The sequence below is a fragment of the Flavobacterium sp. WC2430 genome (assembly GCF_040822075.1).
Classification (GTDB): Bacteria; Bacteroidota; Bacteroidia; order Flavobacteriales; family Flavobacteriaceae; genus Flavobacterium.
The window spans coordinates 3,355,549-3,382,509 of the sequence record NZ_CP162007.1; the positions used below are offsets into that span (position 1 = coordinate 3,355,549).

Consider the following 26,961-nt stretch of genomic DNA (forward strand, 5'->3'; position numbering starts at 1 on the left):
GCTACTTTTTATATCTTTATCACTAAATTATTTTTTAATGATTACATCAAAAATAATATCAAACGGGATCTTAAGAGCATTACTAACTATTGTTGTGGTGTGTTGTGCTTTGTATTTTTTATACAAAATACAAACTGTAATTCTCTATTTGTGTATTTCACTAATTCTTTGTTTAATAGCAAACCCTTTTCTATTATTTTTAAATCAAAGACTTAAATTCAAAAAAATATTTGCAACAATAACAACCTTATTACTATTCGTATTTATACTTGTAGGTTTTGTACTTCTTTTTGTTCCACTTATCATTTCACAAGCAGAAAACTTATCCCTATTAGATACTAATTTACTTCAAAGTCAACTTACAATATTAGAACAAAATATAGAAAACTACTTTAACATACATAATATAGATCTACAAGGAATCTTAAATAACTCCAATTTGTCTTCTAAGATTAATTATAATTTTTTTACTGACTTTATCAATACAATAATTAATCTTGTTGCTGGGTTTGGGATGGGATTAGCATCTGTTTTCTTTATTACTTTTTTCTTTTTAAAGGACCAGAAAATTTTTAAGGAAAAAGCAAAAAAAATACTTCCAGATTCCAATGAAGAAAAAATTCTAAACTCAGTTGAAAAAATAAATCAGTTACTCGCTAGGTATTTTATTGGTCTACTGGTTCAATTGACTGTAGTATTTATACTTTATTTCATAGTTCTAATCATTTTTGGAAGTAAGAATGCTTTTATTATTGCATTCTTATGTGCCCTACTAAACGTAATTCCTTATATAGGCCCTATAATAGCTACAGTTTTATCAGCCATACTAACACTTATCAGTGCTATTGGAACCGATTTTAAAACTGAAATGCTTCCTACAACAATATATGTAGTAATTGGTTTTCTCATTGTTCAAATTTTAGATAATAACATCAGCCAGCCCATCATTTTTTCAAAAAGTGTGAAGTCACATCCATTAGAAATATTTTTGGTCACGCTAATTAGCGGAATAACTTTTGGAATTTTTGGGATGGTCGTGGCAATTCCAATTTATACAATTATGAAAGTTATCGCCAAGGAATTTTTCCCAAACAACAAAATCGTGTCTGTTTTAACTGAAAAAATATAAAATTGCAACATTCCATTTTAGATACTGAAATTCAAGAATTTATTGACAAAAATTTAGAAGTACCAATTTCAAAATTAGCGCTTCAAAGAAACCCTTTTCCTACTATAGAATGGATTACAATTTTGAATCAAATAGAAGCCAAAACAAAATCAAAAGATAAATTACCAACTTGGTTTAACACTAAAAATATAATTTACCCTAGCAAAATTTCTGTTGAACAAACCTCATCTGAAAAAACAGCAGTTTACAAGAGTACTTTAGTTTCAGGAGAAAAGTTAATTGATCTTACAGGTGGTTTTGGTGTCGATGATTATTATTTTGCAAAAAAAATTATAGCAGTCACTCATTGTGAAATTAATCCCGCACTTTCATCTATTGTTAAACATAATTTTGAGCAATTAAATACTAAAAATATTAGTTGTTATCCAGCTGATAGTTTAGAGACTTTAAAATCATTAAATACCAAATGGGATTGGATTTATATCGACCCTTCAAGACGCAACGATGCCAAAGGAAAAGTTTTTATGCTTAAAGATTGTTTGCCAAATGTTCCTGATAATCTTGATTATTATTTTAAAAACTCAAATGCTATTCTTATAAAAACCGCCCCTTTACTTGATCTCTCAGCCGGATTATCGGAATTAAAGCATGTACAAACAATCCATATTGTAGCTGTTGACAATGAAGTAAAAGAATTATTATGGGAATTACACAAAGACTACCTTGGGGAAACAACTATTAAAACAGTTAATATTCTAAAAGATAAAACAGACTTTTTTGAATTTGTTTTCAATAAACAAGGCGTCATTCCAAGTTACGCCTTACCTCAAAAATATTTGTACGAACCCAATAGTGCAATAATGAAATCAGGTGGATTTGATGAAATTGCTATTTTCTTTAGTTTAAATAAACTACATAAACATTCTCATTTATACACTTCTCAAGAAAAAATAGAATTTCCTGGTAGAATTTTTCTAATTCAAAACTGCTTTTCTTATAGCAAAACAGAAATGAAAAGCTTTCTATCAAACACCAAAGCCAACATAACTACTCGTAATTTTCCAGATACGGTCGAAACCATTCGAAAAAAATGGAAAATAAAAGAAGGTGGGAATATATATTGTTTTTTTACTACTGATGAAAATAACAATAAAATAGTTTTAATTTGCAACAAAATATCATAAAATGAAACAACTAATTGTAATAACATTCTTCTTATTTACTGGAAATTTATTTGCTCAAACACCCTGTGATTATAGCTCAAACGTCACTGATTCCATAGGAACTTACAAATCGACCAAAGAATACTTAATGAGTGAGAAAATTTTTGCCGGAAACTCCAGTTATATTTTTTATTCATTGGCATTAACCGACGGATTGCCTACATTAAATGTGCAACTCATTCAAAAAAGTAAAGGCTTTCTTAAAGCAAATTGCTTTGATAAAAATTCAAAATTATTCTTACAATTAAATAATGGTAAAATAATTACCATGATACATATCGATCAAGAAAATTGTGGAACTATGCTTAGAGATGAGAATGGTTTTGACAATCGAGTAACCTCTGGAATATTTATGTTTATGAAAGGAAGTTTAGAAGACTTAAAAAGCTCACCATTATCGATGATGAGAATAAAATATTTAACGGAAAGTGAGGACTATGTAATTAGGAAAGAGTTTAAATCAGAACTAAACAGTCAAGTGTATGAACCTGATACGTATTTCATCAAAAACTTACGTTGTGTAGAATAAATAATTATTCTACACAACTCCATTTTACGTTGGATACTTTATCTTTTAAAGCCGATTTTAAATTATAATGCCACCATTCTGAATCAAAGGAATTGAAATTAGCTTTTACCATTACTCTTTTTAGCAGTTTCCTGTTATTAATAACTTTTTTTGAAAGATTAGAATAACCATGACTGGCTTCTTCTCCAAAAAAATCAAAAGGAGTTCCCATTTCAAGTTCTTTTCCGCTACGCTTGTCAACTAAAGTGATATCTACTGCACCTCCTCGATTATGAATAGAACCTTTACTTGGATCAGCAACATATTTTGGATTGGAAACTATTTTCCACATCTTTTTTTGAATATCTAAAGGCCTGTAACAATCAAAGAATTTAATTCTATATCCTTGATCCATGAACAATTTATTAGCTTCTATGATTGCATTAACCGTTTTCATTCTTAGAAAACACTCGGCACAATCATACACTTTGGCTTTTAAAAAATTATCCTCGGTAGCATATTTCATATCATAAGCAAAATCAGTACTATAATCCTTTAAATTTACAAATGTGGTGTCGTTTACTAGTACTATATCTTTTATCTGTTTGTTAGGAATAGCAACTTGTGCTTTACAAGAAATAAGTAATAAAAAGAAACCTATTAAAAAACCAAGTTTAAAAGAAGAATTCATAAATATATTTTTTTTATAAAAATAAAACATTTGAAGTGATTTAAATAGTAAAACAAAAAAAACGCTAGTGTTAGCGTTTTTTTTTGTTTTAATTACGGAAAATATATCTTTATTTTTTTAAAACTTTTTGACTTATCATTCCTTTATTAGTATTAATTTTTACAATATAAGTTCCTCGTTGTACATTGAAAGGAATTTCAATTGTATCTAAACCTGATAAATTGTCAACTCCAATTAATTTTTGACCAAGAATGTTATATATTGAAACTTCATCAATTATTACATCTGCTTTTTTAGTTATATTTATCTTCTTTTCCAAGTCATTATTATAAATCAATAAATTCGAATTCTTTAATTCATTCTTTTCAACAGCAAGCGTCTTAGCCGTTTCAAATGTTAATTCAAATCGATTTTTATAAGATCCTGCAACTAAATCAATTTCAGCAGTCCCATTTGTGATATCGTAATAAGTAGATGTTTCTTTATCATGAATACTTATATTAGTATTTGAAGGTAAGAATTCTACTGCATCAATCATAAACTGAACAGCTCCTGGTGTATCAACTACAACTCCCAACGGATATGTTTTTGATGTATCAAACGATCCAACTCCTTGTATAGTATATTCTAAATCATTAATTAAAAAATAAGAATCATCATCTTGAGTGTCAATTTGATATGCATCGTAACCTACGTCTACACCGTCGGTTGCGTACTCATTCATAAATCCTATAAGTAATTCTCTGTGGAATTTATTAACGGTGTTAAAGCCCAATCTAATTTTAGTATTATAATTATTATATACGATATCATTACTATTATCATTAAAATGATCTGTTTTTTTAGTTTTATTTGAAACACTATTCTTAAATAAAGTATTAGAAATTGGAACTGACAAATCATCCACGTCACTTTCTTTAACAAAAGCCCGTTGATTATTATTAAAAATAATTGGTTCTGAAGTACCAATACTCACATCTCCATTTACAAAAAAACCTTGTCCAACCGGAATATACTGGTTTGAAATTTTAGTACTGGTACCCACACCACTAATCCCCACCGGCGCAACTGGGGCAACACCTCCTACTAAAGTCAATGTCGCGTATCCTCCTGTATAACCTGACAATATATGAGTGCCATTACTAGGGGAATGTTGCCAAAAATAAAGCGTTCCATCAATTATATTTACCGAATTATTTCCTCCATTTGCAACAGAAATATTGTCTCTTATAAACTCAAAAGCATCTAAAGCAGAAGGATAAGGATTACCTACCAAAAATAAATTATCTGCCAAAACCGTATTGCTATTTATTAATCCATTAAAAGGTTTTCCCTTAAATGTATAATTTTGGGTAGATCCAGAAACACCAGCTCCTTTTAATGTAAATCCTTGAGAGGGTCGAATGGGATCCGTTTCAATAAAATGAATCCAATTGGCATATTCCGAACCGTTTTCAAATTTATACAACCAATATCTTGCTAAGCTTAAAGGGGAACTTTGAACTCCATCATATCCGCTTATCCAATTAATATTTTGAGGAACCCCTATTGTTGTGCCATCTTTAAAAACACCATTAACAGTATAATCATTATTAATGCTAGTTCCATTTATAGGTCCCACAGGTGAAGACCAATAGTTATAGTTGTATTTATTAACTGCTCCTTGTTGATCTCTTTTTATAAAACCTATGCTTGAAACATCGAGCTCACTATTCAAAGTTTGAACTAATTGGGATTTCCCAGTTAAATCTATTAAACCATCCAATTTTAAATAATGTGAAACTTGTATTTTAGTATCGTTATTAATTGATAATTTTTTATAAGTAGTTGCGTCTGTACCTTCCACAAACAATCCTAAAACTGTTTTATTTCCGGTAGAAGTTACATTATGTTTAATTTTTACAATGTTTCCATTTACTGTTAGTCCAACATTAACAATTGAAACTGCATTAGGAATAGTTTGAATTGCGCCATTTTTCCATATAGACGAATCGTTCCATGCACCGTCAGCGATAGTTTCATAGGGCAATGGAGCGGTTTGAACCCCAGCTATAATTTTATTTTTATTTAGATATTTGATTCTTAAAAAATTTCGTTCATCTGTCAATCCTTCAATGGTTGTTCCGTAAAATGTATTAAAATCATAATAGGCTTTTAATGTAGTCCAAGGAATTGATTTAATCTCATTACTGGAAATATTATGTGGTAATATGGCACCATCAGCAGTATTATCAACAAATTTATTAATTTCCTGATTCATCAAATAATTGAGTTGATTTGATGTTAATGCCGTATCCCAGATATGAATTTCATCAATTTCACCATAAAATGGAGTTCTAATATCGTTTTTATTTACATAAAGTGCACCTACAGAATATCTTGAATAATTAGGTGTTGGATTTTGAAGATTAAAAGTGGATGAATCCAATACTCCATCTATATAAAGATCTGCACTACCTAGATAGTAAATTGCTACTATATTATGCCATTTTCCATCTGCTACTGCAGTATTTGAAACAAATTTCAAACTACCGTCCCATAAAGCTTCAATTTTATTAGCGGAATTTAATCGTAATTCTAAATTAATTCCTTTACTCATTATGGTTTTATTAGCAGCTACTGTACCGTCATTTCTCAACCAAAAACCAATAGTAAAAGAGCCACTATTAAGATTCAAAGCATACTCACCTACTAAAAAATTACTAGCTCCAATACTTACCAATTCTTTAGATTCAACTTTAGGCACTTTACCAAAAGTGAAATACTTAGTTCCGTCAAAATCATACCAAGTTTGTAAGTTCCCATTTCCATCAGATTTCAGTGGAATTACATCAACTATATCGGCATCATTAAACGCGCTATTGTCACTAACAATCAATGCATATTCTTCTGTTGCTAATTTTGAAAATGAACTAAATGCTGCAACAGGAATTCCAACAAATACATTCCCAACATCACCCCCTGTTTCAACTACTTTCCATTTTCTATTTATTCTAGTAGCAGAAGTAGTCAAACCTGTACGTATTGTTGTTACATTTGAACTACTAGCTGAATACGTACCATTATCAGAACCCCAAACTAAAAAATTATTATCAACGGTAAATTGATTGATATTAGCATTATTTGTGCTTGCAATGACCCCTAAACCAATTGTTACTTCATTACTTTCATTGGAACTTTTTGATTGTTTTTGATATAAATCAGATCCTATATCTCTACCTATTCCAGCAATATTATAATTAAAACCAGTATTTGTAGTACTATTCCAAATAATTCCTCCAGCAGAATTAATATAATTTTTGCTCGTGCCATTTATTCCTAAAGTAATACCATATTTTATAGCAAGATACGTTTCAATCTTAGGACGATTACTGTCCAAAACACGTGAAGCATATGATAATACTTCAGCTACACGACCATTTAGATTGCCATAATTTGTCCCACTATTTATATTTTTACCTATATTATAAGGTGTTCCTTTCCAAATTGTACCATCTAAATAACCTAAATTACTGTAAAGCGTACTTGAACTATTCAAAATTCCAATTGTGTTAGAATTAAATAATAAATCTACACCCATTAAAGCCATATTTGATGTGTTTCTAGTGTTAATTATCCCTGCTTTAGCATAATTCCCAACTGCATCACCTACGCTAAAATAAGGCATAGTTGCATTTGTTTGCCATTGATTAAACCACAATCTTTCATTTGTTAAACGAGACGAAAAATTCCCAAATCCAATCCCTGTAAGTTCACCGGAAACAATAGGATAAGATGGGTTTGATGCCGAAGTTCCTGAAATAATTGTCATTGGAGATGTAGAACCATCAATGGCAACATCTGGTTCCATTACAATAAAAGTTTCGTGCGTATAATATCCATTATCAGTATTGTATAAAAATTGACTAAGAGTTGAACCATCATTTTGAAATTTCACAACTGGATTAAAATTAATATTACCATTAGCCGCATCAATATATGTAGGTTGATTTGCAACGGTAGTTTGTGAAGCATCTTTACCAAGTGATCCTAAATCTTTCCATAAAGCCACCTTAGCACCTGTAGCTAAATTAATTCCTCTTGTAGCTTTAAGCCATAATCTAAAATCTGGGTTCCCCCCTCCAGGACCAGTTACCACAGGGTCATATCCCTCTCCCTTAACTAGAAAAGTGTAAGAAGGTTTTAAAGGATCATCACTAGGAATAAATATTTTTGCCCATTTAACTCCAGGAGATTGTGGTGTAAAACGAATAATAAAACCTGTTGAACCACCAGCTATAAGGGGATTAACAATGGGTTGAACCAAAATCACAAAATCGGAGGATGCGCCTGAAGTCAATCCTGTGCCTGGATTATAAATCAAACTATTTACTGTACCCATCGTCAACGGACAAGTCCCTGTATTTGCTATAAAAAAAGTTCTATTTAACGAACCTAAAACATCAACAGTTTCAAACAAAGTTCCCGTAGCTGACGTTGGTACTGTTTGTCCATTAGAAATAGGCTGCGTAGGCATCCCTCCTAAAACTGAGATAGATGGTGCATTATTATAACTAACTGTAAAAGTAAAATTACCTACATTTGATTCAATAGTAATAACTGAAGAACCAGATCCACAACTTGAAGAAAGCCTCTTGACTTTAAATTTACCTACATCTCCTTTTTTAATTTTATCTTCAGATATATAGGGTATAGAAGAAATAATAAAATTTAAATTACTTGACGAAATATTTTGAATATTTAAAGTAGGATTCCCATTTGTAGGGATATTTGTTACTGAAAATTCTACTTCCCCTGATAGGCCAAAATCCACTGCTCCCCCCTCGGAAACATTTATTGCAGGGCTCCCATAACTTACATTTATAGTTGCTGTTTGTGCAAAATTAATTAATGAACTAAGTAACAAAATTATAAAAAAAAGTTTTTTGAGTAATTTTAACTTCATGGCGATTGTAATTAATTACAATAAATATCACTTAATAGTCCTTAAAATTAAACAAAACACTTACGAAAAACAATAAAATAAACAAAATTATTTCGACTAAATACTAAAATAATCGATTAAAAACATTTTTTTATAAAATAGAATCAAGTCAGATTAGAACAAATTTAAAAGAATCAACTTTCAAAACACTACACATAAACGCGTAACTACTTTAAAACTAGAACAAAAAAAACCCTTGTAAAATACTGACTATTAGTATTATACAAGGGTAATTAAGTGAAGGCAGAAGGATTCGAACCTTCGACCGCCTGCTTAGAAGGCAGGTGCTCTATCCAGCTGAGCTATGCCTCCATTGCTCGTTTAAGAAAATTAGTCGGGGTGGCAGGATTCGAACCTGCGGCCTCCTGCTCCCAAAGCAGGCGCGATAACCGAGCTACGCTACACCCCGAATTGCAAAAAAAATATAAAGCGGAGGGACAGGGACTCGAACCCTGGCACCGATTACTCGATGACAGTTTAGCAAACTGCTCCATTACCACTCTGGCACCCCTCCAAGCTCAAAGAAACGTGTCTCGTTTTGCGGTTGCAAATTTAAGACAACTTTACGTTTCCCACAACTATTTTAAGGCTTTTTTTTATGTTTTTTTGACATTATTCTAAAAACAGTTCACAATCAAACATATAGCTTGAAATAAAAATTCACTTTAATTTTGAAAAAATATAATACTGAGTCAAAAACAAAAATTTGTTCAAAAAAGAGTAAATTTGCTATATAAACCAACATTTTATAAGTTATGAACAAAAGAGTTGTTATCGTTTCTGCCGTTAGGACACCTATCGGAAGTTTTATGGGGGGATTATCTACCGTTTCTGCACCAAAATTAGGTGCAATTGCAATTAAAGGAGCTTTAGACAAAATAAATCTAGATCCAAATTTAGTTGACGAAGTTTTTATGGGAAATGTCGTTCAGGCAGGTGTAGGACAAGCTCCTGCGCGTCAAGCAGCAATTTATGCTGGCTTACCTGATAGCGTAGCCTGTACTACAATAAATAAAGTATGTGCATCTGGTATGAAATCAGTAATGTTAGGAGCCCAAGCAATTCAGTGTGGTGATGCAGAGATCGTCATAGCTGGAGGAATGGAAAACATGAGCTTGATTCCACATTATATGAATTTGAGAACAGGAACCAAGTTTGGTCCATCAACCATGGTTGACGGAATGCAAAAAGATGGTTTAACGGATGCTTATGACAACAACGCAATGGGAGTTTGCGCTGACTTATGTGCATCTGAATATAAGTTTACAAGAGAAGACCAAGATAATTACGCAATCCAGTCTTATACTCGTTCTGCTAAAGCATGGGAGGCTGGTAAATTTGATAATGAAATAGTTCCAGTTGCTGTCCCACAAAGAAAAGGAGACCCAATTATAGTTTCTAAAGATGAAGAATTTACAAACGTAAAAATAGATCGCATCCCTACATTAAATGCAGTATTTACTAAAGATGGTACTGTTACAGCTGCAAATGCTTCTACTATTAATGACGGAGCTGCTGCATTAATTTTAATGAGTGAAGAAAAAGCTTTATCATTAGGACTAAAACCTCTAGCCTACATAAAAAGCTATGCAGATGCGGCTCAAGAGCCAAAGTGGTTCACTACAAGTCCATCAAAAGCATTACCTAAAGCGCTAGAAAAAGTTGGCCTAACAACTAGCCAAGTTGATTACTTTGAATTCAATGAAGCCTTCGCGGTTGTAGGGCTTGCGAATGCCAAAATTTTAGGTTTAGATAATGACAAAGTAAACGTAAACGGTGGCGCTGTCTCTCTAGGACATCCATTAGGTTGCTCTGGGGCACGAATTATAGTTACGCTACTCAATGTACTAGAACAAAATAACGGTAAGATTGGAGCAGCTGCTATATGTAATGGTGGTGGTGGCGCTTCTGCCATTGTAATTGAAAGAGCTTAAATAATCATAAATTATGGGTTTTTAAGCACCAAAATCTTACAACCCATAATTTCAACTTATAAATTGATCTAAATGTTCGGAATTTGTAATCTAGCAATAATCCCCTTACGATTTGAACCCAGTGATAAAAGCGAAATTGTTTCTCAAGTTTTATTTGGTGAACATTTCGAAATTATTGAACAATTTAAGCAATGGTCTCGCATCAAAATGCAATTTGATGATTACGAAGGCTGGGTAGATTCTAAACAATATCAATTGATTTCTGAGGCTAATTACATTCAACTTTCAAATGATACAATTATTCTAAATGGTGATTTAATTGAATACATAACTGGAAATTCAAATTTACTAATACCAATTCCTTTAGGATCATCATTATCATTTATAAATAACAATGAGATTAACGTCAATAATTTTTATTTCGAAGGCACAAAAATAAATGGTATTAAAGACAAAAAAGAATTGATCAATACTGCTTTTTTATATTTAAACGCTCCCTATTTATGGGGAGGAAAAACTCCTTTTGGTATAGACTGCTCCGGTTTCACTCAAATGGTATACAAACTAAATGGTTATAAACTATTAAGAGATGCTTCACAACAAGCAACTCAAGGAGAAGCTTTGAGTTTTATCGAAGAAAGTGAACCTGGTGATTTGGCATTTTTTGACAATGATGAAGGAAACATTATCCATGTAGGAATCATCATGGAAAACAACTATATCATTCACGCAAGTGGAAAAATAAGAATTGACAGACTAGACCACCTAGGTATTTACAATCCAGAAATAAACAAACACACCCACAAACTTAGGGTTATCAAAAAAATTATATAACAAAAAAAAACCTATCTGAAACAGATAGGTTTTTTTATACTTATGTAAGATTTACATTTTATCTTTTAATGCTTTTTTCTTTTCAGTCATTTCTAAAGCACCATAAACACTTATCAACGTGTTTTTAACCTCTTCATTTTTAGGATCCAATTCATTTGCTTTTTCTAAATATGGCAAAGCATCTTTAAAAACTACTTCTCTTTGTTTTTTAAGAACTAAGTAACGCTTGTTATCTTTCTCTGAGTTTCCTAATTTATTCATTTCCTCAAAAATAACTTTGTCCCCGTCCAGTTTCATAATAGCCAAATTAAGATATGCATTTACATAATCAGGCTTAATTTCAATTGCTCTTTTATAATACTTCTCAGCATCAACTACATTTTTAGCGTTATAGCTAACAACTCCTAAATTAAAAACTAAATCTGCATCATTAGGATTTTTTTCTAAAGCTTCAGAGATTAATTTTTTATATTTATCAAAATCTTTAGTTTCTAAATACAAGTTAGCTTCTGTCAAAATTAATGAATCATCATCAGGATTATTCGCTCTAGCTTCAGCAATTGCTTTTTTAGCTTCATCAGTTCTCCCTTTTTCAACTAAAATTAAAGCCATATTTTTATATATCTCTCCTCTTTTTGATGGAATAACCTCCGTACGTGGTTTTTCATGTGTCCCCATTTTCACCATTCTATCTCTTTCTTGAACGGTAGCGAAAAGATCTTCTTCACTAGTCAATTTATTTACAGCCAAATAACTTGTTCCTTTTCCAGAATAGTTCATTGTCTTCAAATCATCGTACAATTTCAACGCTTTGTCATATTCTTTCGCATTTACATAAGTAGACGCTGCATAATATAAATTTAAAGTGTCTTTTTTATCTAATAAATAAGCGTCATATAATTTTTGAGCACTTTCAAGATCTTTGTTCACTTTAGAATCAGCTATCGCACTATTTATCAACTTATATTTTATTGCTGTAATTGAAGTAGCTGCTTCAGTTGAATATTTTGATTTTCCTGAAGCTTTCTCAGCTGCCAGCAAATCCAAATAAGCCGCAGATGCTATAGATAAATTTTTATCAGTATCTATATTTTTATTTGCCAAGTCCAAAAAAGCATTTCCTTTCACAAAGAAAAATTGTGCTTTTTCAGAGTCTGATGCATTTGAAATTAAAGACTCAGCACCTTTCAAAATTGTAGCAGCTTCTTGAGAATCGCCTTTTTTTAATGCTTTTTCTGCCGCTTTAATTTCATCTTTTTGAGCAAAAGTAGCTACTGATATCAATAATGCTGATGCAAGTATTACATATTTACCTTTCATAATATTCATTTTTGTTATTTAATAATTATTCTTTTTTTATTTATTTAAACTATGCTTCATCGTCGTCTGAGTCATCCTCTTCAGCCTCATCTTCAACTTCCTCGTCTTCTTCGTCATCCGAATCATCATCAACTCCTACTTCTTCTTCAAGAACTTCAAGAACAGGTTTCACCCTTTCAATTGTCTCTACTTCGATAACATTTCCGTCTTCGTCAACAACAACCTCTTCTTCATCATCCTTCATTACTTTTGTAACTGCAGCAATAGAATCTTTCCCTTTTAGATTAATCAGTTTCACACCTTGAGTAGCACGTCCCATCACTCGTAAATCTTCAACCGCCATTCTAATAGTCAATCCTGATTTATTGATGATCATTAAATCATCTGCATCAGTTACTGCATTAATAGAAATAAGACTTCCTGTTTTCTCAGTGATATTTAAAGTTTTCACTCCTTTACCACCACGATTAGTTATACGGTAAACATCTTCTCCATCTTCATCAACTAATTTAGTACGTTTTCCGTATCCATTTTCAGTTACTACTAATACTTGAGAATCGTTTACAGCATCCTTATCTACAGTAATCATGCCAATCACTTCATCATTATCGTCTTTAAGCGAAATTCCACGTACTCCAGAAGCTGTTCTTCCCATTGGACGGGTCTTTGTTTCTTCAAAACGAACTAACTTACCTGACTTAACAGCTAATATAATTTGGCTTTCACCATTTGTCAATTTAGCTTCTAATAATTCATCACCTTCTTTAATAGTAATAGCTGCAACTCCGTTTATTCTAGGTTTAGAATATTTCTCTAATGAAGTTTTCTTAACCTGACCCTTTTTAGTCACCATAACTAAGTTATGACTCTTAATATAATCTTGGTCTTTTAGATCTTGAGTACAAATAAAAGCTTTCACTTTATCATCACTCTCTATATTTACCAAATTCTGGATTGCTCTCCCTTTGGCCGTTTTACTTCCTTCAGGAATTTCATAAACACGCATCCAGAAACATTTCCCTTTTTGAGTAAAGAACATCATATATTGATGATTTGTTGCCACAAACATATGCTCTAAGAAATCTTGATCTCTCGTTCCAGCACTTTTTTGCCCAACTCCTCCTCTATTTTGAGTTTTATATTCCGTTAGATTTGTACGCTTAATATATCCTGCGTGTGAAATTGTAATTACTACATTTTCATCAGCAATTAAATCTTCGATACTTACATCCCCACCAGAATACTCTATTTGAGAACGACGTTCATCACCATATTTATCCCGAATTTCTTCTAATTCTTCTTTGATCAATGCAGTTCTTAAGTTCACATCTGCTAATAACGCTTTCAAATGTTCAATTAATTTCATCAATTCGTCATACTCAGCTCTTAACTTGTCTTGTTCCAGACCAGTTAATTGACGCAAACGCATTTCTACAATTGCACGCGCTTGAATATCTGACAATTTAAATCTTTCGATTAATTTTTCTCTAGCTTCCTCAGTGTTTTTAGAACCTCTAATTAAGGCAATCACTTCGTCAATATTATCAGAAGCAATGATTAATCCTTCTAAAATATGTGCTCTTGCCTCGGCTTTTTTTAGTTCAAATTGAGTTCTTCGAGTCACTACATCATGACGGTGTTCTACAAAATAATGAATCAAGTCTTTCAGATTCAACATTTGAGGACGACCTTTTACAATTGCAATGTTATTAACACTAAAAGAAGATTGCAGTTGGGTATACTTATACAAAGTATTCAAAACTACGTTAGGCGTAGCGTCACGTTTCAAGATATAAACGATACGCATACCGTTTCTATCTGATTCATCACGAATATTTGCAATACCCTCTATTTTTTTTTCATTTACTAAGTCAGCAGTACGCTTAATCATATCTGCCTTATTGACTTGATAAGGAATTTCAGTTACAATAATAGATTCTCTACCATCCACTTCTTCAAAACCAACTTTGGCGCGCATCACTACTCTACCTCTACCTGTTTTAAAAGCTTCTCGAACTCCTTCATAACCATAAATTATACCACCGGTAGGGAAATCTGGTGCTTTAATGTGGTTCATTAATTCATCAACCTCAATGTCATTATTGTCCATATAGGCCAATGTCCCATTAATTACTTCCGTAAGATTGTGAGGAGGCATATTAGTAGCCATACCTACTGCAATACCTGTGGCACCGTTTATCAATAAAGTAGGAACACGAGTTGGCATTACTGTTGGCTCTTGAAGCGTATCATCAAAATTTAATTTAAAATCAACTGTTTCTTTATCAATATCCGCTAAAATTTCTTCCGAAATCTTACGCATTCTAGCCTCCGTATAACGCATGGCAGCAGGACTATCTCCATCTACTGAACCAAAGTTACCTTGACCATCAATTAATAAATAACGCATACTCCATTCTTGAGCCATACGAACCATGGCGTCATAAACTGAGGTATCTCCGTGAGGGTGATACTTACCTAAAACTTCTCCGACAATTCTTGCGGACTTTTTGTGCGCAGATCTTGAATTAACTCCTAAATCATGCATACCAAATAGTACTCGACGATGTACTGGTTTCAAGCCATCTCTAACATCTGGAAGTGCTCTTGATACAATTACTGACATCGAATAATCAATGTAAGCCGTTTTCATTTCATCTTCTATGTTAATAGGAATTAACTTTTCTCCTTCAGACATAAGTTGTTATATTAAATAATTATATTAGTTTCAAAACGTGCCAATATACGGCTTTCTGAAATTTTTCAAAGCATTTTAACTTACTTATTTCAATGATTTATTAACAAATTAACATTCGCTTTTGTTTAATAAATTAACAAATATTCAACATTATTTTATCTTTTTTTTTGTCAATTAGCTGACACGACTTCTTAGGAACGATTTTTGTTTTTCAAATAGTAATTCACTAAATTTACATATACTAAATATATATTATGGATGATAATTTTTCACCAAGAGTAAAAGACGTTATAACCTATAGCAAAGAAGAAGCTTTGCGATTGGGTCATGACTTTATAGGTACTGAACACTTGATGCTAGGTATCCTTCGAGATGGTAATGGTAAAGCAATTCAAATATTAAATAACCTTTCTGTTGATTTAGATCATTTAAGACGAAAGGTCGAAATACTTAGCCCCGCAAACCCTACTTTAGATACTAATGTAGAAAAGAAAAACCTACACTTAACACGTCAAGCCGAGCGCGCATTGAAAACTACTTTTCTAGAAGCAAAAGTGTTTCAAAGTTCCTCTGTAAGTACTGCACATTTATTATTGTGCATATTAAGAAATGAAAACGATCCCACAACCAAGCTATTAAATAAACTTAAAATAGATTATGACGTAGCTAAAGAACAATACATAAATATGACACCAAACGAAGAAGAATTCTTAGAAAATTTACCAAGAGCAACCGACTCCTACAATGAAGATTCAGGACAAGATGACAGTCTTAAAGAAGGTAATTTTAATAATCCCGCCAATAAATCCAACAAAAAATCCAAAACACCTGTTTTAGATAATTTCGGAAGAGATTTAACCGAAATGGCCGAAGAAGGAAAATTAGATCCTGTTGTAGGACGTGAAAAAGAAATTGAACGTGTTTGCCAAATTTTGAGCCGACGTAAAAAAAACAATCCACTGCTTATAGGAGAACCTGGAGTTGGTAAATCTGCTATTGCAGAAGGTTTAGCTTTACGCATCATACAAAAGAAAGTGTCAAGAATCCTATTCAACAAAAGAGTAGTAACATTGGATCTAGCTAGTCTTGTTGCAGGAACTAAATACAGAGGTCAGTTTGAAGAGCGCATGAAAGCAGTAATGAATGAATTGGAAAAAAATGATGATATCATCCTTTTCATTGATGAAATTCATACCATTGTTGGTGCTGGAGGCGCAACTGGTTCACTAGATGCATCTAACATGTTTAAACCTGCATTAGCAAGAGGAGAAATCCAATGTATTGGAGCAACTACTCTTGATGAATACAGACAATATATTGAAAAAGACGGTGCTTTAGAAAGACGTTTCCAAAAGATAATTGTTGAACCAACATCAGTTGAGGAAACGATTACGATTTTAAATAATATCAAAAACAAATACGAGGACCATCATAATGTTACTTATACACCCGAAGCGATTGAGGCTTGTGTAAAGTTGACAAATAGATACATGTCTGAACGATTTTTACCGGACAAGGCTATCGATGCTTTAGACGAAGCAGGTTCACGTGTTCATATTACCAATATTGAGGTACCTAAAAAAATTCTTGATTTAGAACGTCAATTAGAAGATATCCGTGAACTAAAAAATGTTGTTGTCAAAAAACAAAAATATGAGGAAGCAGCTAAACTTCGTGATGATGAAAAACGCATCGAAAAAGAATTAGCAATTGCTCAAGAACAATGGGAAGAGGATGCTAAAAACAACCGAATCGAAGTTACAGAGGACAATGTTGCCGATGTAGTTTCGATGATGACAGGAATTCCTGTTAATCGTATCGCTCAAACCGAAAGTAACAAATTAGCCAAACTACCGGAGCTCATAGAAAGCAAAGTAGTTGGACAAAATGAAGCTGTACTTAAAATTGCGCGTTCAATTCAAAGAAATCGCGCAGGATTGAAAGACCCAAATAGACCTATTGGTTCATTTATCTTTCTTGGTCAAACAGGAGTTGGAAAAACACAATTGGCCAAAGTTCTAGCTAAAGAATTATTTGATTCCGAAGATGCATTGGTTCGTATTGACATGAGTGAATACATGGAGAAATTTGCAATTTCGCGTTTAGTTGGAGCGCCTCCAGGATACGTTGGATACGAAGAAGGTGGACAATTAACTGAGAAAGTACGTCGCAAACCTTATTGTGTTGTTTTATTAGATGAAATAGAAAAAGCACATCCTGATGTTTTCAATATGTTGCTACAAGTTCTTGATGACGGGTATTTGACAGATAGCTTAGGCCGAAAAATTGATTTCAAAAACACAATCATCATCATGACTTCTAATGTAGGAGCACGACAATTGAAAGATTTTGGTCAAGGTGTTGGTTTTGGTACCGCTGCCAAAGTTGCTCAAGCAGATGATAATTCAAAAAGTATTATTGAAAATGCGCTTAAGAAAACATTTGCACCCGAATTTTTAAACAGAATTGATGACGTAATCGTTTTCAACGCTTTAGAAAAACACGATATTGATTTGATTATCGAAATTGAATTAAAAAAATTATATGCTAGAGTTTCTGAATTAGGATACCAATTAACCCTTTCTGATAAAGCAAAATCTTTTATTGCTGAAAAAGGATTTGACAGACAATTTGGAGCTAGACCTCTAAAAAGAGCCATTCAAAAATATGTTGAGGATGCGCTTGCTGAAGAAATTATAACTTCAAAAATTACATCAGGAGATGAGATTTTTATGGATATAGAAGATGGAGCACAAGAATTAAATGTACATGTACATAAAGCTGGTGAACCAACAAACCCATAAGCATACATCCTCTAATTTATTAAAGAGTCCGTTACTTTATATAAAGTAACGGACTTTTTCTTTACGTTAATTATACCCAATATTAAAAACATATATTTACATTTGAATTTTATAATACAAATCAAACAAAAATAAAAATATGCCTCTAAATAAAGTAATACTAGGGAGTGAGGAATGGTGTTCTTTTCCTGAATTAGGAATCCCCACGATTAAAGCACGTGTAGATTCGGGCGCAAAAACATCGGCTCTACATGCAATAAATATTGCTCCTTTCATAAAAAATGAATCCAATTGGGTACGATTTGACATAAATCCTATTCAAAACAACCTTAAGACCGTTATTCATTGCGAAGCTCCTTTAATCGACAAAAGAATAGTCAAAAGCTCTAGTGGATTTAGAGAACAACGATATGTAATTCAAACTAATTTACAAATTGGAGAATCAACATGGCCTATCGAAATGACATTGACCAACAGAGATTCAATGGGGTTCCGAATGCTTTTAGGTAGAGAAGCCATGAGCGGCAGAGTCCTTGTTGATCCAGAGCAAAAATACCTTTTAGGTCAACCCACTTCAGAAGCGCTAAAAGAGTTATATGTGAATGCTGAAAAAGCACCAACAGGTCTACGTATTGGTGTCTTGGCCAGTAATCCTGAATTATACTCTAACAAACGTATAATGGAAGCGGGGGAAATGCGTGGTCACGAAATGCATTTTTTAAACATTAAAGAATGTTATATGAGACTGGATGCTCAAACTCCCGAAATTCATTATAGAGGTGGTATCATTTTAAATCAATTTGACGCTATTATTCCAAGAATACGACCAAGTATTACTTTTTATGGTTGCGCTTTAACTAGGCAATTTGAAGCATTAAAAGTATTTTGCTTAAATTCTGCAAGCGCTATTACACAATCTCGCGACAAGTTATATTCCCTCCAATTATTATTAAATAGCGGTATTGGTATTCCTACTACTGGATTTGCGAATTCTCCATTGGATACAAATGATTTAATAAAAATGGTAGGTGGTTCTCCATTAATTGTAAAGTTATTAGAAGGAACTCAAGGAAAAGGAGTTGTACTTGCTGAAACAAAAAAAGCGGCAGAAAGTGTAATCAATGCATTCAAAAGTGTTAATGCTAATATATTAGTTCAAGAATTTATCAAAGAAGCCGATGGAAAAGACATTCGCTGTTTTGTGATCGACGGAAAAGTAGTCGCTTCTATTCAACGTGAAGCTATGCCAGGTGAATTTAGAGCTAACATACACCTTGGCGGAACAGCCACAGTAATAAAAGCAACTTCTGAAGAAAAACGCATAGCCATAAAAGCAGCAAAAGCGATGGACCTAAAAGTAGCAGGTGTAGATATTATTCGTTCTGCAAAAGGGCCATTACTATTAGAAGTAAATTCTTCTCCAGGACTTGAAGGAATCGAAGGCGCTACAAATAAGGATATCGCAGGCGAAATGATTAAAGCCATCGAGAAGAATTTTAAGATAAAATAAAAAGTGAACCCCTATCTCGATATTATCATTCGAAGTGCCACCGTATATTTTTTTATGGTAATAGCATTACGCGTTTTTGGTAAGAAAGAATTATCACAGCTCAATACAGCCGATGTTATTTTGATATTACTAATTAGTAATTCGGTTCAAAATGCAATGGTTGGAAATGATTCTAGCCTTTACGGAGGCTTGATTGCAGCAACCGTTTTATTTGGTATCAATTTTATATTAAAAAAAATAATGTTCAAATATCAAAAAATCAATAGTTTCTTTATCGATAAACCTGAGATTTTAATTCACAATGGAACATTAGAATTTAAAACTTTAAGTAGACTAAATATTACTTCTGAAGAATTGAGAGAAGCCATGAGAGAACATGGAGTAGAACATTTTAAGGACGTAAAATTATCAATGCTAGAGATTGATGGTAATATCAGCATCATTACTGGCAATATCAATTTGAAACAGAGTCTTTATAAAAGAAAGAAAAAAGTAAAAAAAACAATCCTCTAGTTTTAAAAAAAAACTTTTACTGACTTATAAAAACAAAAAGAGATCCAAGTTTAATTTAAAACTGGATCTCTTTTTTTCTAGTAACTATTTATTTTCAGATTATATAAACAATCTTAAAAAATAATATACTAAGCCTGCCAATAATCCTGAAACCGGAATAGTTAAAACCCATGCCCATAACAAACTTACCGTTACACCCCAACGAACAGCCGAAATGCGTTTAGTCAAACCTACCCCTATTATCGAACCCGTTATAGTATGAGTTGTACTTACTGGAACTTTAAAATGCTCCGTAAAATAAAGTGTCAAAGCTCCAGCAGTTTCTGCAGCAACTCCTTCAAATGATGTTACTTTAGTGATTTTTGACCCCATTGTTTTCACAATTTTCCAGCCACCACTTAAAGTTCCTATAGCAATAGCAGTATAACAAGCCAATGGAATCCATTCTGGCATTACTCCTTTAATTCCTTTTTCATCATTTGGCAAAACCACTTGCAACCATTCAGGAAGACTTACAATATCAACACCGCTGGTCTTAATATAAACAGCTACTGCTGCTGCAATAATTCCCATTACTTTTTGCGAATCATTTCCTCCATGTCCTAAACTAAAAGCTGCCGAAGACAACAACTGCATTTTTTTCAAAACCGCATCCGCTCTATGTAAATTTAAACTACTAAATACTAAAGCAAAAATGGATATCGATATGATTATAAAAGCTACTAAAAACCACTTTATATTGTGTGATTCAAATACTATACTCCAAAAAACAGAAGTTACAAATCTTGGGTTTTCTATTTTTTCGAAGGGTACCATTTGGTTATAAACAAATAAAACAGAGCCTATCATTAATGCTATTGTAAACAATTTAGGCAACAAACTCTTCTTTGAGGCATTGAGTAACCAAATAGAAATAAAATACGACATGACAGCTCCTAAAAGAGGTGCCAATACAATAAATGCAATGATAATAACGACACCTGAAGGCATCCCTCCATCTTTACCTGCTTTGTACCAACTTACAATATTATACCAGTGCTTGATGTGTTCTACTCCGTCTTCAACAATAACATAATCAGAAAATCCGTGTACAGCAATGGCATGAGCAATAGCCGCTCCAGCAAAACCTCCAATCAAAGTATGAGAGGAACTAGAAGGTATCCCTTGCCACCAAGTAATTAGATTCCAGATGATAGCCGCAACAACTCCCGCAAGAATTACGGTCAAGTTAATCTGGCTAGAATCAGCCGTTTTTGCAACAGTATTAGCAACACCTAAACCAAAAACCCAGTACGCTAAGAAATTAAAAAAAGCGGCCCATACAACTGCTTGAAATGGGGAAAGAACTTTGGTTGCAACTACAGTAGCAATGGCATTTGCGGCATCGTGAAAACCATTGATGTAATCAAAAATCAAGGCCAATACTATAATAACTATTAGTAGAGTAAACATAATTTTAATTGAAAGATTGAGAAATTTTCGAAATTTTTAAGAATGCTTAACGGCAATTGATTCTAAAACACTTGCAACACTTTTACATTTATCAGTCGCAGTTTCTAAAATAGATAATACTTCTTTATATTTAATTATGTTTTTAGCATCTGTTTCATTTTCAAAAATCTCAAAAACAGCTTTATTATAAACTGTATCTGATTTATTTTCTAATTTCGAAATTCTAGCACAAGCTGCAGTAATATTTGGAATATTTTTTAAGTTCCTCAACTCCTTAACTGCTGCATCAATATTTTGACAAGCGTCAAGATTGATTTCTGTCAATTTTCTAATTGACTTCGTAATTTTATCTACTTGATACAAACGCATGATGCTAGAAGCACCGTGCAAACGGTCTGCTACATTATCAATTGAAGTCACTAATGAGTGAATATCCTCTCTGTCAAATGGAGTAATAAAATTTCTACTCAACTCCAGATTAGTTTGGCGCGTAATATCCTCTCCTTTTTGTTCTAATGCATCAATCTTTTGAAAAAGAACTTCTCTTTCCTTCAAAGGAAGATTCACTGCCTCATGTAAATTGGAAGCCAATTCAATTAAATTACTAGATGCCTCTTCGAAAAGTGGAAAGAATTTTTTATCCTTCGGAACTAAAAATTGGAATATACTATTTAATGACATTTTATATTTTTTTAGGGTACAAATTTAATTGATTTATTTTTTGGAAACCAACCTTAATTTAACAAATCATCTTCTATTTGAAAACTGTTTAAAAAAGCAACAGTTTTCTCAATATCATAATGCAAAATTCTATCTTCTTTTACAAATGAAACTTCTTCTCTATAAGAACTCAAGAACATTTCAATAAAATCACTAGATTTTAAAGGTCTTCTAAATTCAATTGCCTGAGAAGCATTCATCAATTCAATGGCTAAAATTCGCTCCAAATTATCCATTACACGCAATGCTTTTGTAGCACCATTGGCACCCATACTCACATGATCTTCTTGTCCATTACTTGAGACAATACTATCAACACTTGCCGGTGTTGCTAATTGTTTATTTTGACTGGCGATACTTGCAGCTGTATATTGAGGAATCATTAATCCCGAATTTAATCCTGGATTATCAACTAAAAAAGCAGGTAGATTACGCAATCCAGATATTAATTGGTACGTTCTTCTCTCAGAAATACTTCCTAATTCAGCCAAAGCAATTGCCATAAAGTCTAATGCTAATGCCAAAGGCTGACCATGAAAGTTTCCTCCTGATATAATTTGGTCACTTTCGATAAATATATTTGGGTTGTCTGTAACGGAATTAATCTCTGTTTTAAACACTTTTTTCACATAATCCATCGCATCTTTTGATGCACCATGAACCTGAGGAATACATCTAAAAGAATACGGATCTTGAACATGAGTTTTTTCTTGCTCAATAATTTCGCTTCCTTCTAAAAAGTCTTTCACGCGATTTGCCGTTACTATTTGTCCTTTATGAGGACGAATAAAATGAATTAACTCATTAAAGGGTTCTATTCTACCATCAAACCCTTCCAAAGACATTGCTCCAATTAAATCAGCTAAATAAGAAAACTTATTCGCTTTCATTAAAATGTGAGCACCATAAGCACTCATAAATTGTGTGCCATTTAATAAAGCCAGTCCTTCTTTGGATTTCAAAACGATGGGCTCCCAATTGAAACGTTCCATGATTACTTTGGAAGACACTTTATTTCCTTCAAAATAAACTTCTCCTTCTCCCAATAATGGCAAAGATAAATGAGCTAAAGGTGCTAAATCTCCAGAAGCTCCTAATGAACCTTGCGTATAAATTACTGGTAATATGTCATTATTATAAAAAGCGACCAATCGCTCTACTGTTTGCAATTGAATACCTGAATGTCCGTAACTCAACGATTGAATTTTAAGTAACAGCATTAGCTTAACAATCGCTGTTGGCACTTCTTCACCAGTTCCACAAGAATGTGATTTCACTAGGTTTTCTTGCAATTTTGATAAGTTTTCATTTGAAATTTTTACATTACAAAGAGAACCAAAACCAGTATTAATTCCATAAATAGGTTCCGAATGGGAAGCCATCTTTTTATCTAGATAATCTCTACACTTTTGAATATTAACTTTTGCTTCTTCTGAAAGTTCTATTGATTTATGTTGTACTATAATTTCTTGAACTATTTCTAGGGAAAGTATCTCGGTACTTATGTAATGTGTATTATCCATTTCGTATTGAATTTTGAGTAGCCAAAATTCAATAAATCAATATTAAAAAGCAACATATATTGCTAATAATTTAAAATACTTATCAAAACATACCTGCATTATAAATTTACCCCATAATTTACTCACAAAACCATTATAAATAAGGACTGAAATTAAAAAGCACACCCTTTTTTGCATTCAAAAAATGAAAAATGAATCAATAGAGTGGCTTGTTCTTTAGCTTCTACAAGCAAAAAATACCTGTTTGAATGGTTTCAAATAAAAAAAACAACAAAAAAACTACTCAAATTCTTTCCTACTTAAAAAAAAATCAACAATAGTTACAATAAAAAGCCTTTATAATAAGGAATACATAATCAGAGGTGAATAATATCCTTATTTTTGAAATATTCGCAAAAACGGAATAAAGGTTTTTCATTTTTATAAAAAACTGTATTTTTGTCACATCATAATGAACAACAACAGAACTACATATCATTCTTCGATAACAACTCAAAACAGAGTTGCCATTTCTGTTACTTCTACTTTTACTACAACAACTACTACCCCTTAGGGGTATACATTTTACATATAATCCAATTTTATATTTTTCTTTTTTAAGAAAGAAAGGTATTGGATGTATAAAAGACATTGCATTTTTTTAAATTAAAACAAATAAAATGAAAGTATTAAAATTTGGCGGAACTTCGGTTGCCAATGCACAAAATATAAAACTAGTCCTAGACATAGTCCAAAAACAAGCAAAACAAGATCAATTAATCGTAGTCGTATCTGCACTAAGTAAAGTAACTGATTTACTTCAGTTGGCTTCCCAAAAAGCAGCTGCAAATGATGAAGGATACAAAGAAATAGTTGCTGAAATTGAGAAAAAACACTTAGATACATTAAAAGAATTTATTCCAGTAAGCGAGCAAAGTAGTTTGTTGAGCCATATTAAAAGAATCATCAACCATCTTGAAACATTATTGGATGGCTGTTACCTTTTAGGAGAACTTTCTGCTAGAACAGCTGATACTATTTTAAGTTTTGGTGAATTATTGTCTTCTTATATTATTGCAGAAGCTTTAAAACAAAATCTAAAAAACAGCAGTTACAAAGACAGTCGCGAGTTGATTAAAACCAATACTAATTTTGGAAAAGCAGCAGTAAATTTTGAAATAACAAATCAATTAATCGTTGATTATTTTGCTTCTAATGAAAGTCAAGTAGTGGTTATGCCTGGATTTATTGCTTCGTCTGTCGATGGAATCATTACTACTTTAGGTCGTGGTGGATCCGATTATACTGCAGCAATTTTAGCTGGAGCATTAGACGTAACTGATTTAGAAATTTGGACAGATGTAAACGGAATGTTTACTGCCAATCCTAAAATTGTAAAGCAAGCGCAACCTATCGCAACAATTTCGTACCAAGAAGCAATGGAATTGTCACATTTTGGTGCCAAAGTATTATATCCCCCAACAATTCAACCTGTTTTAAGAAAAAATATTCCTATTCATATCAAGAATACTTTTGAGCCAGATGCGGAAGGAACATATATATCGAATAATGCTACTGCAAATGGAAATCCAGTAAAAGGAATCAGCCACATTGATAACATCACTTTAATCACACTGGAAGGACCTGGAATGATTGGTGTATTAGGATCTTCAAAAAGATTGTTTGAAGTTTTATCACAGGCCAATGTAAATGTTATTTTTATAACTCAAGCCTCATCCGAGCATTCTATTTGTATTGGAATTCTAAATTCAGATGCTGTAGTCGCTGGAGAAGCCATCAATAAGGCTTTTGAAATAGAGATTTTACAAAACAAAATCGAACCTTGTATTGTAGAAAAAAACCTATGCATTATTGCTTTAGTGGGTGAAAACATGAAAAACCACCAAGGATTAAGCGGTAAAATGTTTAGTACTTTAGGAAAAAACAACGTGAACATTCGTGCGATTGCTCAAGGTGCTTCAGAAAGAAACATATCGGCAGTAATTAATGAAAGAGATGTTAAAAAAGCCTTGAATACGCTTCACGAACGCTTTTTTGAAGACAACACTAAACAACTAAACCTTTTTGTAATGGGTGTTGGAAATGTAGGTGAAAAATTCATCGATCAAATCAACCAACAAAAGAAGTTCTTAAAAGACAACTTAAAAATAAACCTGAGAGTTATTGCTTTGGCCAATTCAAGAAAAATGCTTTTTGATGAAGATGGAATTGATCTAAAATCATGGCAAACACTTTTGGACAATGGAGAAAAAGCAGACCAACAATTGTTCATTGAGCAAGTAAAAAACCTCAATTTACGCAACAGTATTTTTGTGGATATTACAGCAAATGCAAGCGTTTCTGAAACTTATGCACACTATTTAAGAGAGAGTGTTGCCGTAGTAACTTGTAATAAAATAGCTTGTTCATCAGCGTTTGACAATTATAAAAGTCTAAAAAGTTTATCTCGAAGATACAATGCTCCTTTCTTGTTTGAAACGAATGTTGGTGCAGGATTACCGATCATTGACACGGTTAAAAACTTAGTGGCATCGGGTGATAAAGTAAATAAAATACAAGCAGTTTTATCTGGAAGTTTGAATTTTATCTTTAATAATTTTGATGTCAATAATTCTTTTCATGATGTGGTAAAAGAAGCAGGTGTGCAAGGATTTACGGAGCCAGACCCAAAGATTGATTTGAGCGGAATTGATGTTGCTAGAAAGATCTTGATTTTAATTCGCGAAAGCGGTTATAAAATGGAAATTGAAGAAATTGAAAACAAATCTTTCCTTCCAATCGAATGCATGGAAACAGCAAATAATGAAGAATTCTTTAAATCCCTTACACAATATGCCAGCCATTTTGAAGGAATTTTGGCGGAAGCCAATGCAAAAGAAAGCCGCTTAAAATTTGTTGCTCAGTTTGAAGATGGAAAAGCAAGCGTAGGTTTGCAATTCATCCCAAAAGACCATCCATTTTACAACTTAGAAGGAAAAGATAATATCGTATTGTTTTACACAGACCGTTATGTAGACCAACCTTTATTGATAAAAGGTGCTGGTGCTGGTGCAGCGGTTACTGCTTCGGGAATTTTTGCCGATGTGATTAGGATAGGGAATGTTTAAATTTAAGTTAC

Annotated in this window: 16 protein-coding genes and 3 tRNA genes; 9 read left to right on the plus strand and 10 right to left on the minus strand. The window is 32.6% G+C overall.

What is annotated here, in order from left to right; all coding sequences use genetic code 11:
* The first annotated feature begins 37 nt into the window (after window positions 1–37).
* From AB3G36_RS14610 to AB3G36_RS14620, 3 genes are read left to right on the plus strand one after another with little or no spacing between them, the layout of a single operon-like run.
* Window positions 38–1,129 carry an AI-2E family transporter gene (locus tag AB3G36_RS14610; protein ID WP_367753899.1) on the plus strand — a complete coding sequence of 364 codons (1,092 nt, stop codon included), beginning with the start codon at window positions 38–40 and terminating at the stop codon, window positions 1,127–1,129.
* A gap of 2 nt (window positions 1,130–1,131) precedes the next feature.
* A complete protein-coding gene (locus AB3G36_RS14615) occupies window positions 1,132–2,313 on the plus strand; it encodes a class I SAM-dependent methyltransferase (protein ID WP_367753901.1) in 1,182 nt (393 codons plus the stop codon).
* Window position 2,314: 1 nt separating this feature from the next.
* Entirely contained in the window at window positions 2,315–2,881 is a 567-nt protein-coding gene (locus AB3G36_RS14620; protein WP_367753903.1) for a hypothetical protein, read from the plus strand.
* Window positions 2,882–2,885: 4 nt separating this feature from the next.
* Here the strand turns inward: AB3G36_RS14620 and AB3G36_RS14625 are convergent, their stop codons facing one another.
* The 5 genes from AB3G36_RS14625 to AB3G36_RS14645 form a co-directional block, all read right to left on the minus strand.
* Window positions 2,886–3,551 carry a M15 family metallopeptidase gene (locus AB3G36_RS14625; RefSeq protein WP_367753905.1) on the minus strand — a complete coding sequence of 222 codons (666 nt, stop codon included), beginning with the start codon at window positions 3,549–3,551 and terminating at the stop codon, window positions 2,886–2,888.
* Between the two features lie 109 nt (window positions 3,552–3,660).
* A complete protein-coding gene (locus AB3G36_RS14630; protein ID WP_367753907.1) occupies window positions 3,661–8,457 on the minus strand; it encodes a LamG-like jellyroll fold domain-containing protein in 4,797 nt (1,598 codons plus the stop codon).
* Between the two features lie 316 nt (window positions 8,458–8,773).
* A tRNA-Arg gene (locus tag AB3G36_RS14635) sits at window positions 8,774–8,847 on the minus strand.
* 22 nt (window positions 8,848–8,869) lie between these two features.
* Window positions 8,870–8,944 (minus strand) — tRNA-Pro (locus AB3G36_RS14640).
* Between the two features lie 21 nt (window positions 8,945–8,965).
* Window positions 8,966–9,049 (minus strand) — tRNA-Ser (locus tag AB3G36_RS14645).
* Between the two features lie 241 nt (window positions 9,050–9,290).
* Between AB3G36_RS14645 and AB3G36_RS14650 the strand changes: the two genes are divergently transcribed.
* On the plus strand, window positions 9,291–10,469 hold the full coding sequence (locus AB3G36_RS14650; protein ID WP_367753909.1) for an acetyl-CoA C-acyltransferase: 1,179 nt from the start codon (window positions 9,291–9,293) through the stop codon (window positions 10,467–10,469).
* A gap of 72 nt (window positions 10,470–10,541) precedes the next feature.
* Window positions 10,542–11,303 carry an NlpC/P60 family protein gene (locus AB3G36_RS14655; protein WP_367753911.1) on the plus strand — a complete coding sequence of 254 codons (762 nt, stop codon included), beginning with the start codon at window positions 10,542–10,544 and terminating at the stop codon, window positions 11,301–11,303.
* A gap of 51 nt (window positions 11,304–11,354) precedes the next feature.
* Here AB3G36_RS14655 and AB3G36_RS14660 read toward each other — a convergent pair whose 3' ends face one another.
* Both AB3G36_RS14660 and gyrA read right to left on the minus strand, forming a co-directional pair.
* Window positions 11,355–12,623 (minus strand): tetratricopeptide repeat protein, encoded by a 1,269-nt coding sequence (locus AB3G36_RS14660; RefSeq protein WP_367757955.1) that lies wholly within the window; start codon window positions 12,621–12,623, stop codon window positions 11,355–11,357.
* Window positions 12,624–12,672: 49 nt separating this feature from the next.
* Window positions 12,673–15,321, minus strand: coding sequence for a DNA gyrase subunit A (gene gyrA / locus AB3G36_RS14665; RefSeq protein ID WP_367753913.1), 2,649 nt, complete (start codon window positions 15,319–15,321; stop codon window positions 12,673–12,675).
* 254 nt (window positions 15,322–15,575) lie between these two features.
* Here gyrA and AB3G36_RS14670 point away from each other — a divergent pair, with 254 nt between their 5' ends.
* The 3 genes from AB3G36_RS14670 (at window position 15,576) to AB3G36_RS14680 (ending at window position 20,148) form a co-directional block, all read left to right on the plus strand.
* Entirely contained in the window at window positions 15,576–18,125 is a 2,550-nt protein-coding gene (locus AB3G36_RS14670; RefSeq protein WP_367753915.1) for an ATP-dependent Clp protease ATP-binding subunit, read from the plus strand.
* Window positions 18,126–18,264: 139 nt separating this feature from the next.
* Window positions 18,265–19,635, plus strand: a complete 1,371-nt coding sequence (gene rimK / locus AB3G36_RS14675) for a 30S ribosomal protein S6--L-glutamate ligase (RefSeq protein WP_367753917.1) — start codon at window positions 18,265–18,267, stop codon at window positions 19,633–19,635.
* Between the two features lie 3 nt (window positions 19,636–19,638).
* On the plus strand, window positions 19,639–20,148 hold the full coding sequence (locus AB3G36_RS14680; protein WP_367753919.1) for a DUF421 domain-containing protein: 510 nt from the start codon (window positions 19,639–19,641) through the stop codon (window positions 20,146–20,148).
* A gap of 99 nt (window positions 20,149–20,247) precedes the next feature.
* Here AB3G36_RS14680 and AB3G36_RS14685 read toward each other — a convergent pair whose 3' ends face one another.
* Genes AB3G36_RS14685 through hutH form a run of 3 tightly spaced genes read right to left on the minus strand, consistent with a single transcriptional unit; the run spans window position 20,248 to window position 23,843 of the window.
* Entirely contained in the window at window positions 20,248–21,600 is a 1,353-nt protein-coding gene (locus AB3G36_RS14685; protein WP_367753921.1) for an anion permease, read from the minus strand.
* A gap of 36 nt (window positions 21,601–21,636) precedes the next feature.
* Window positions 21,637–22,281 carry a DUF47 domain-containing protein gene (locus AB3G36_RS14690; protein ID WP_367753923.1) on the minus strand — a complete coding sequence of 215 codons (645 nt, stop codon included), beginning with the start codon at window positions 22,279–22,281 and terminating at the stop codon, window positions 21,637–21,639.
* A 53-nt stretch (window positions 22,282–22,334) separates the two neighbouring features.
* Entirely contained in the window at window positions 22,335–23,843 is a 1,509-nt protein-coding gene (gene hutH, locus AB3G36_RS14695; RefSeq protein ID WP_367753925.1) for a histidine ammonia-lyase, read from the minus strand.
* A gap of 659 nt (window positions 23,844–24,502) precedes the next feature.
* Here hutH and thrA point away from each other — a divergent pair.
* On the plus strand, window positions 24,503–26,950 hold the full coding sequence (thrA, locus tag AB3G36_RS14700) for a bifunctional aspartate kinase/homoserine dehydrogenase I (protein WP_367753927.1): 2,448 nt from the start codon (window positions 24,503–24,505) through the stop codon (window positions 26,948–26,950).
* The last annotated feature ends 11 nt before the right edge of the window (window positions 26,951–26,961 follow it).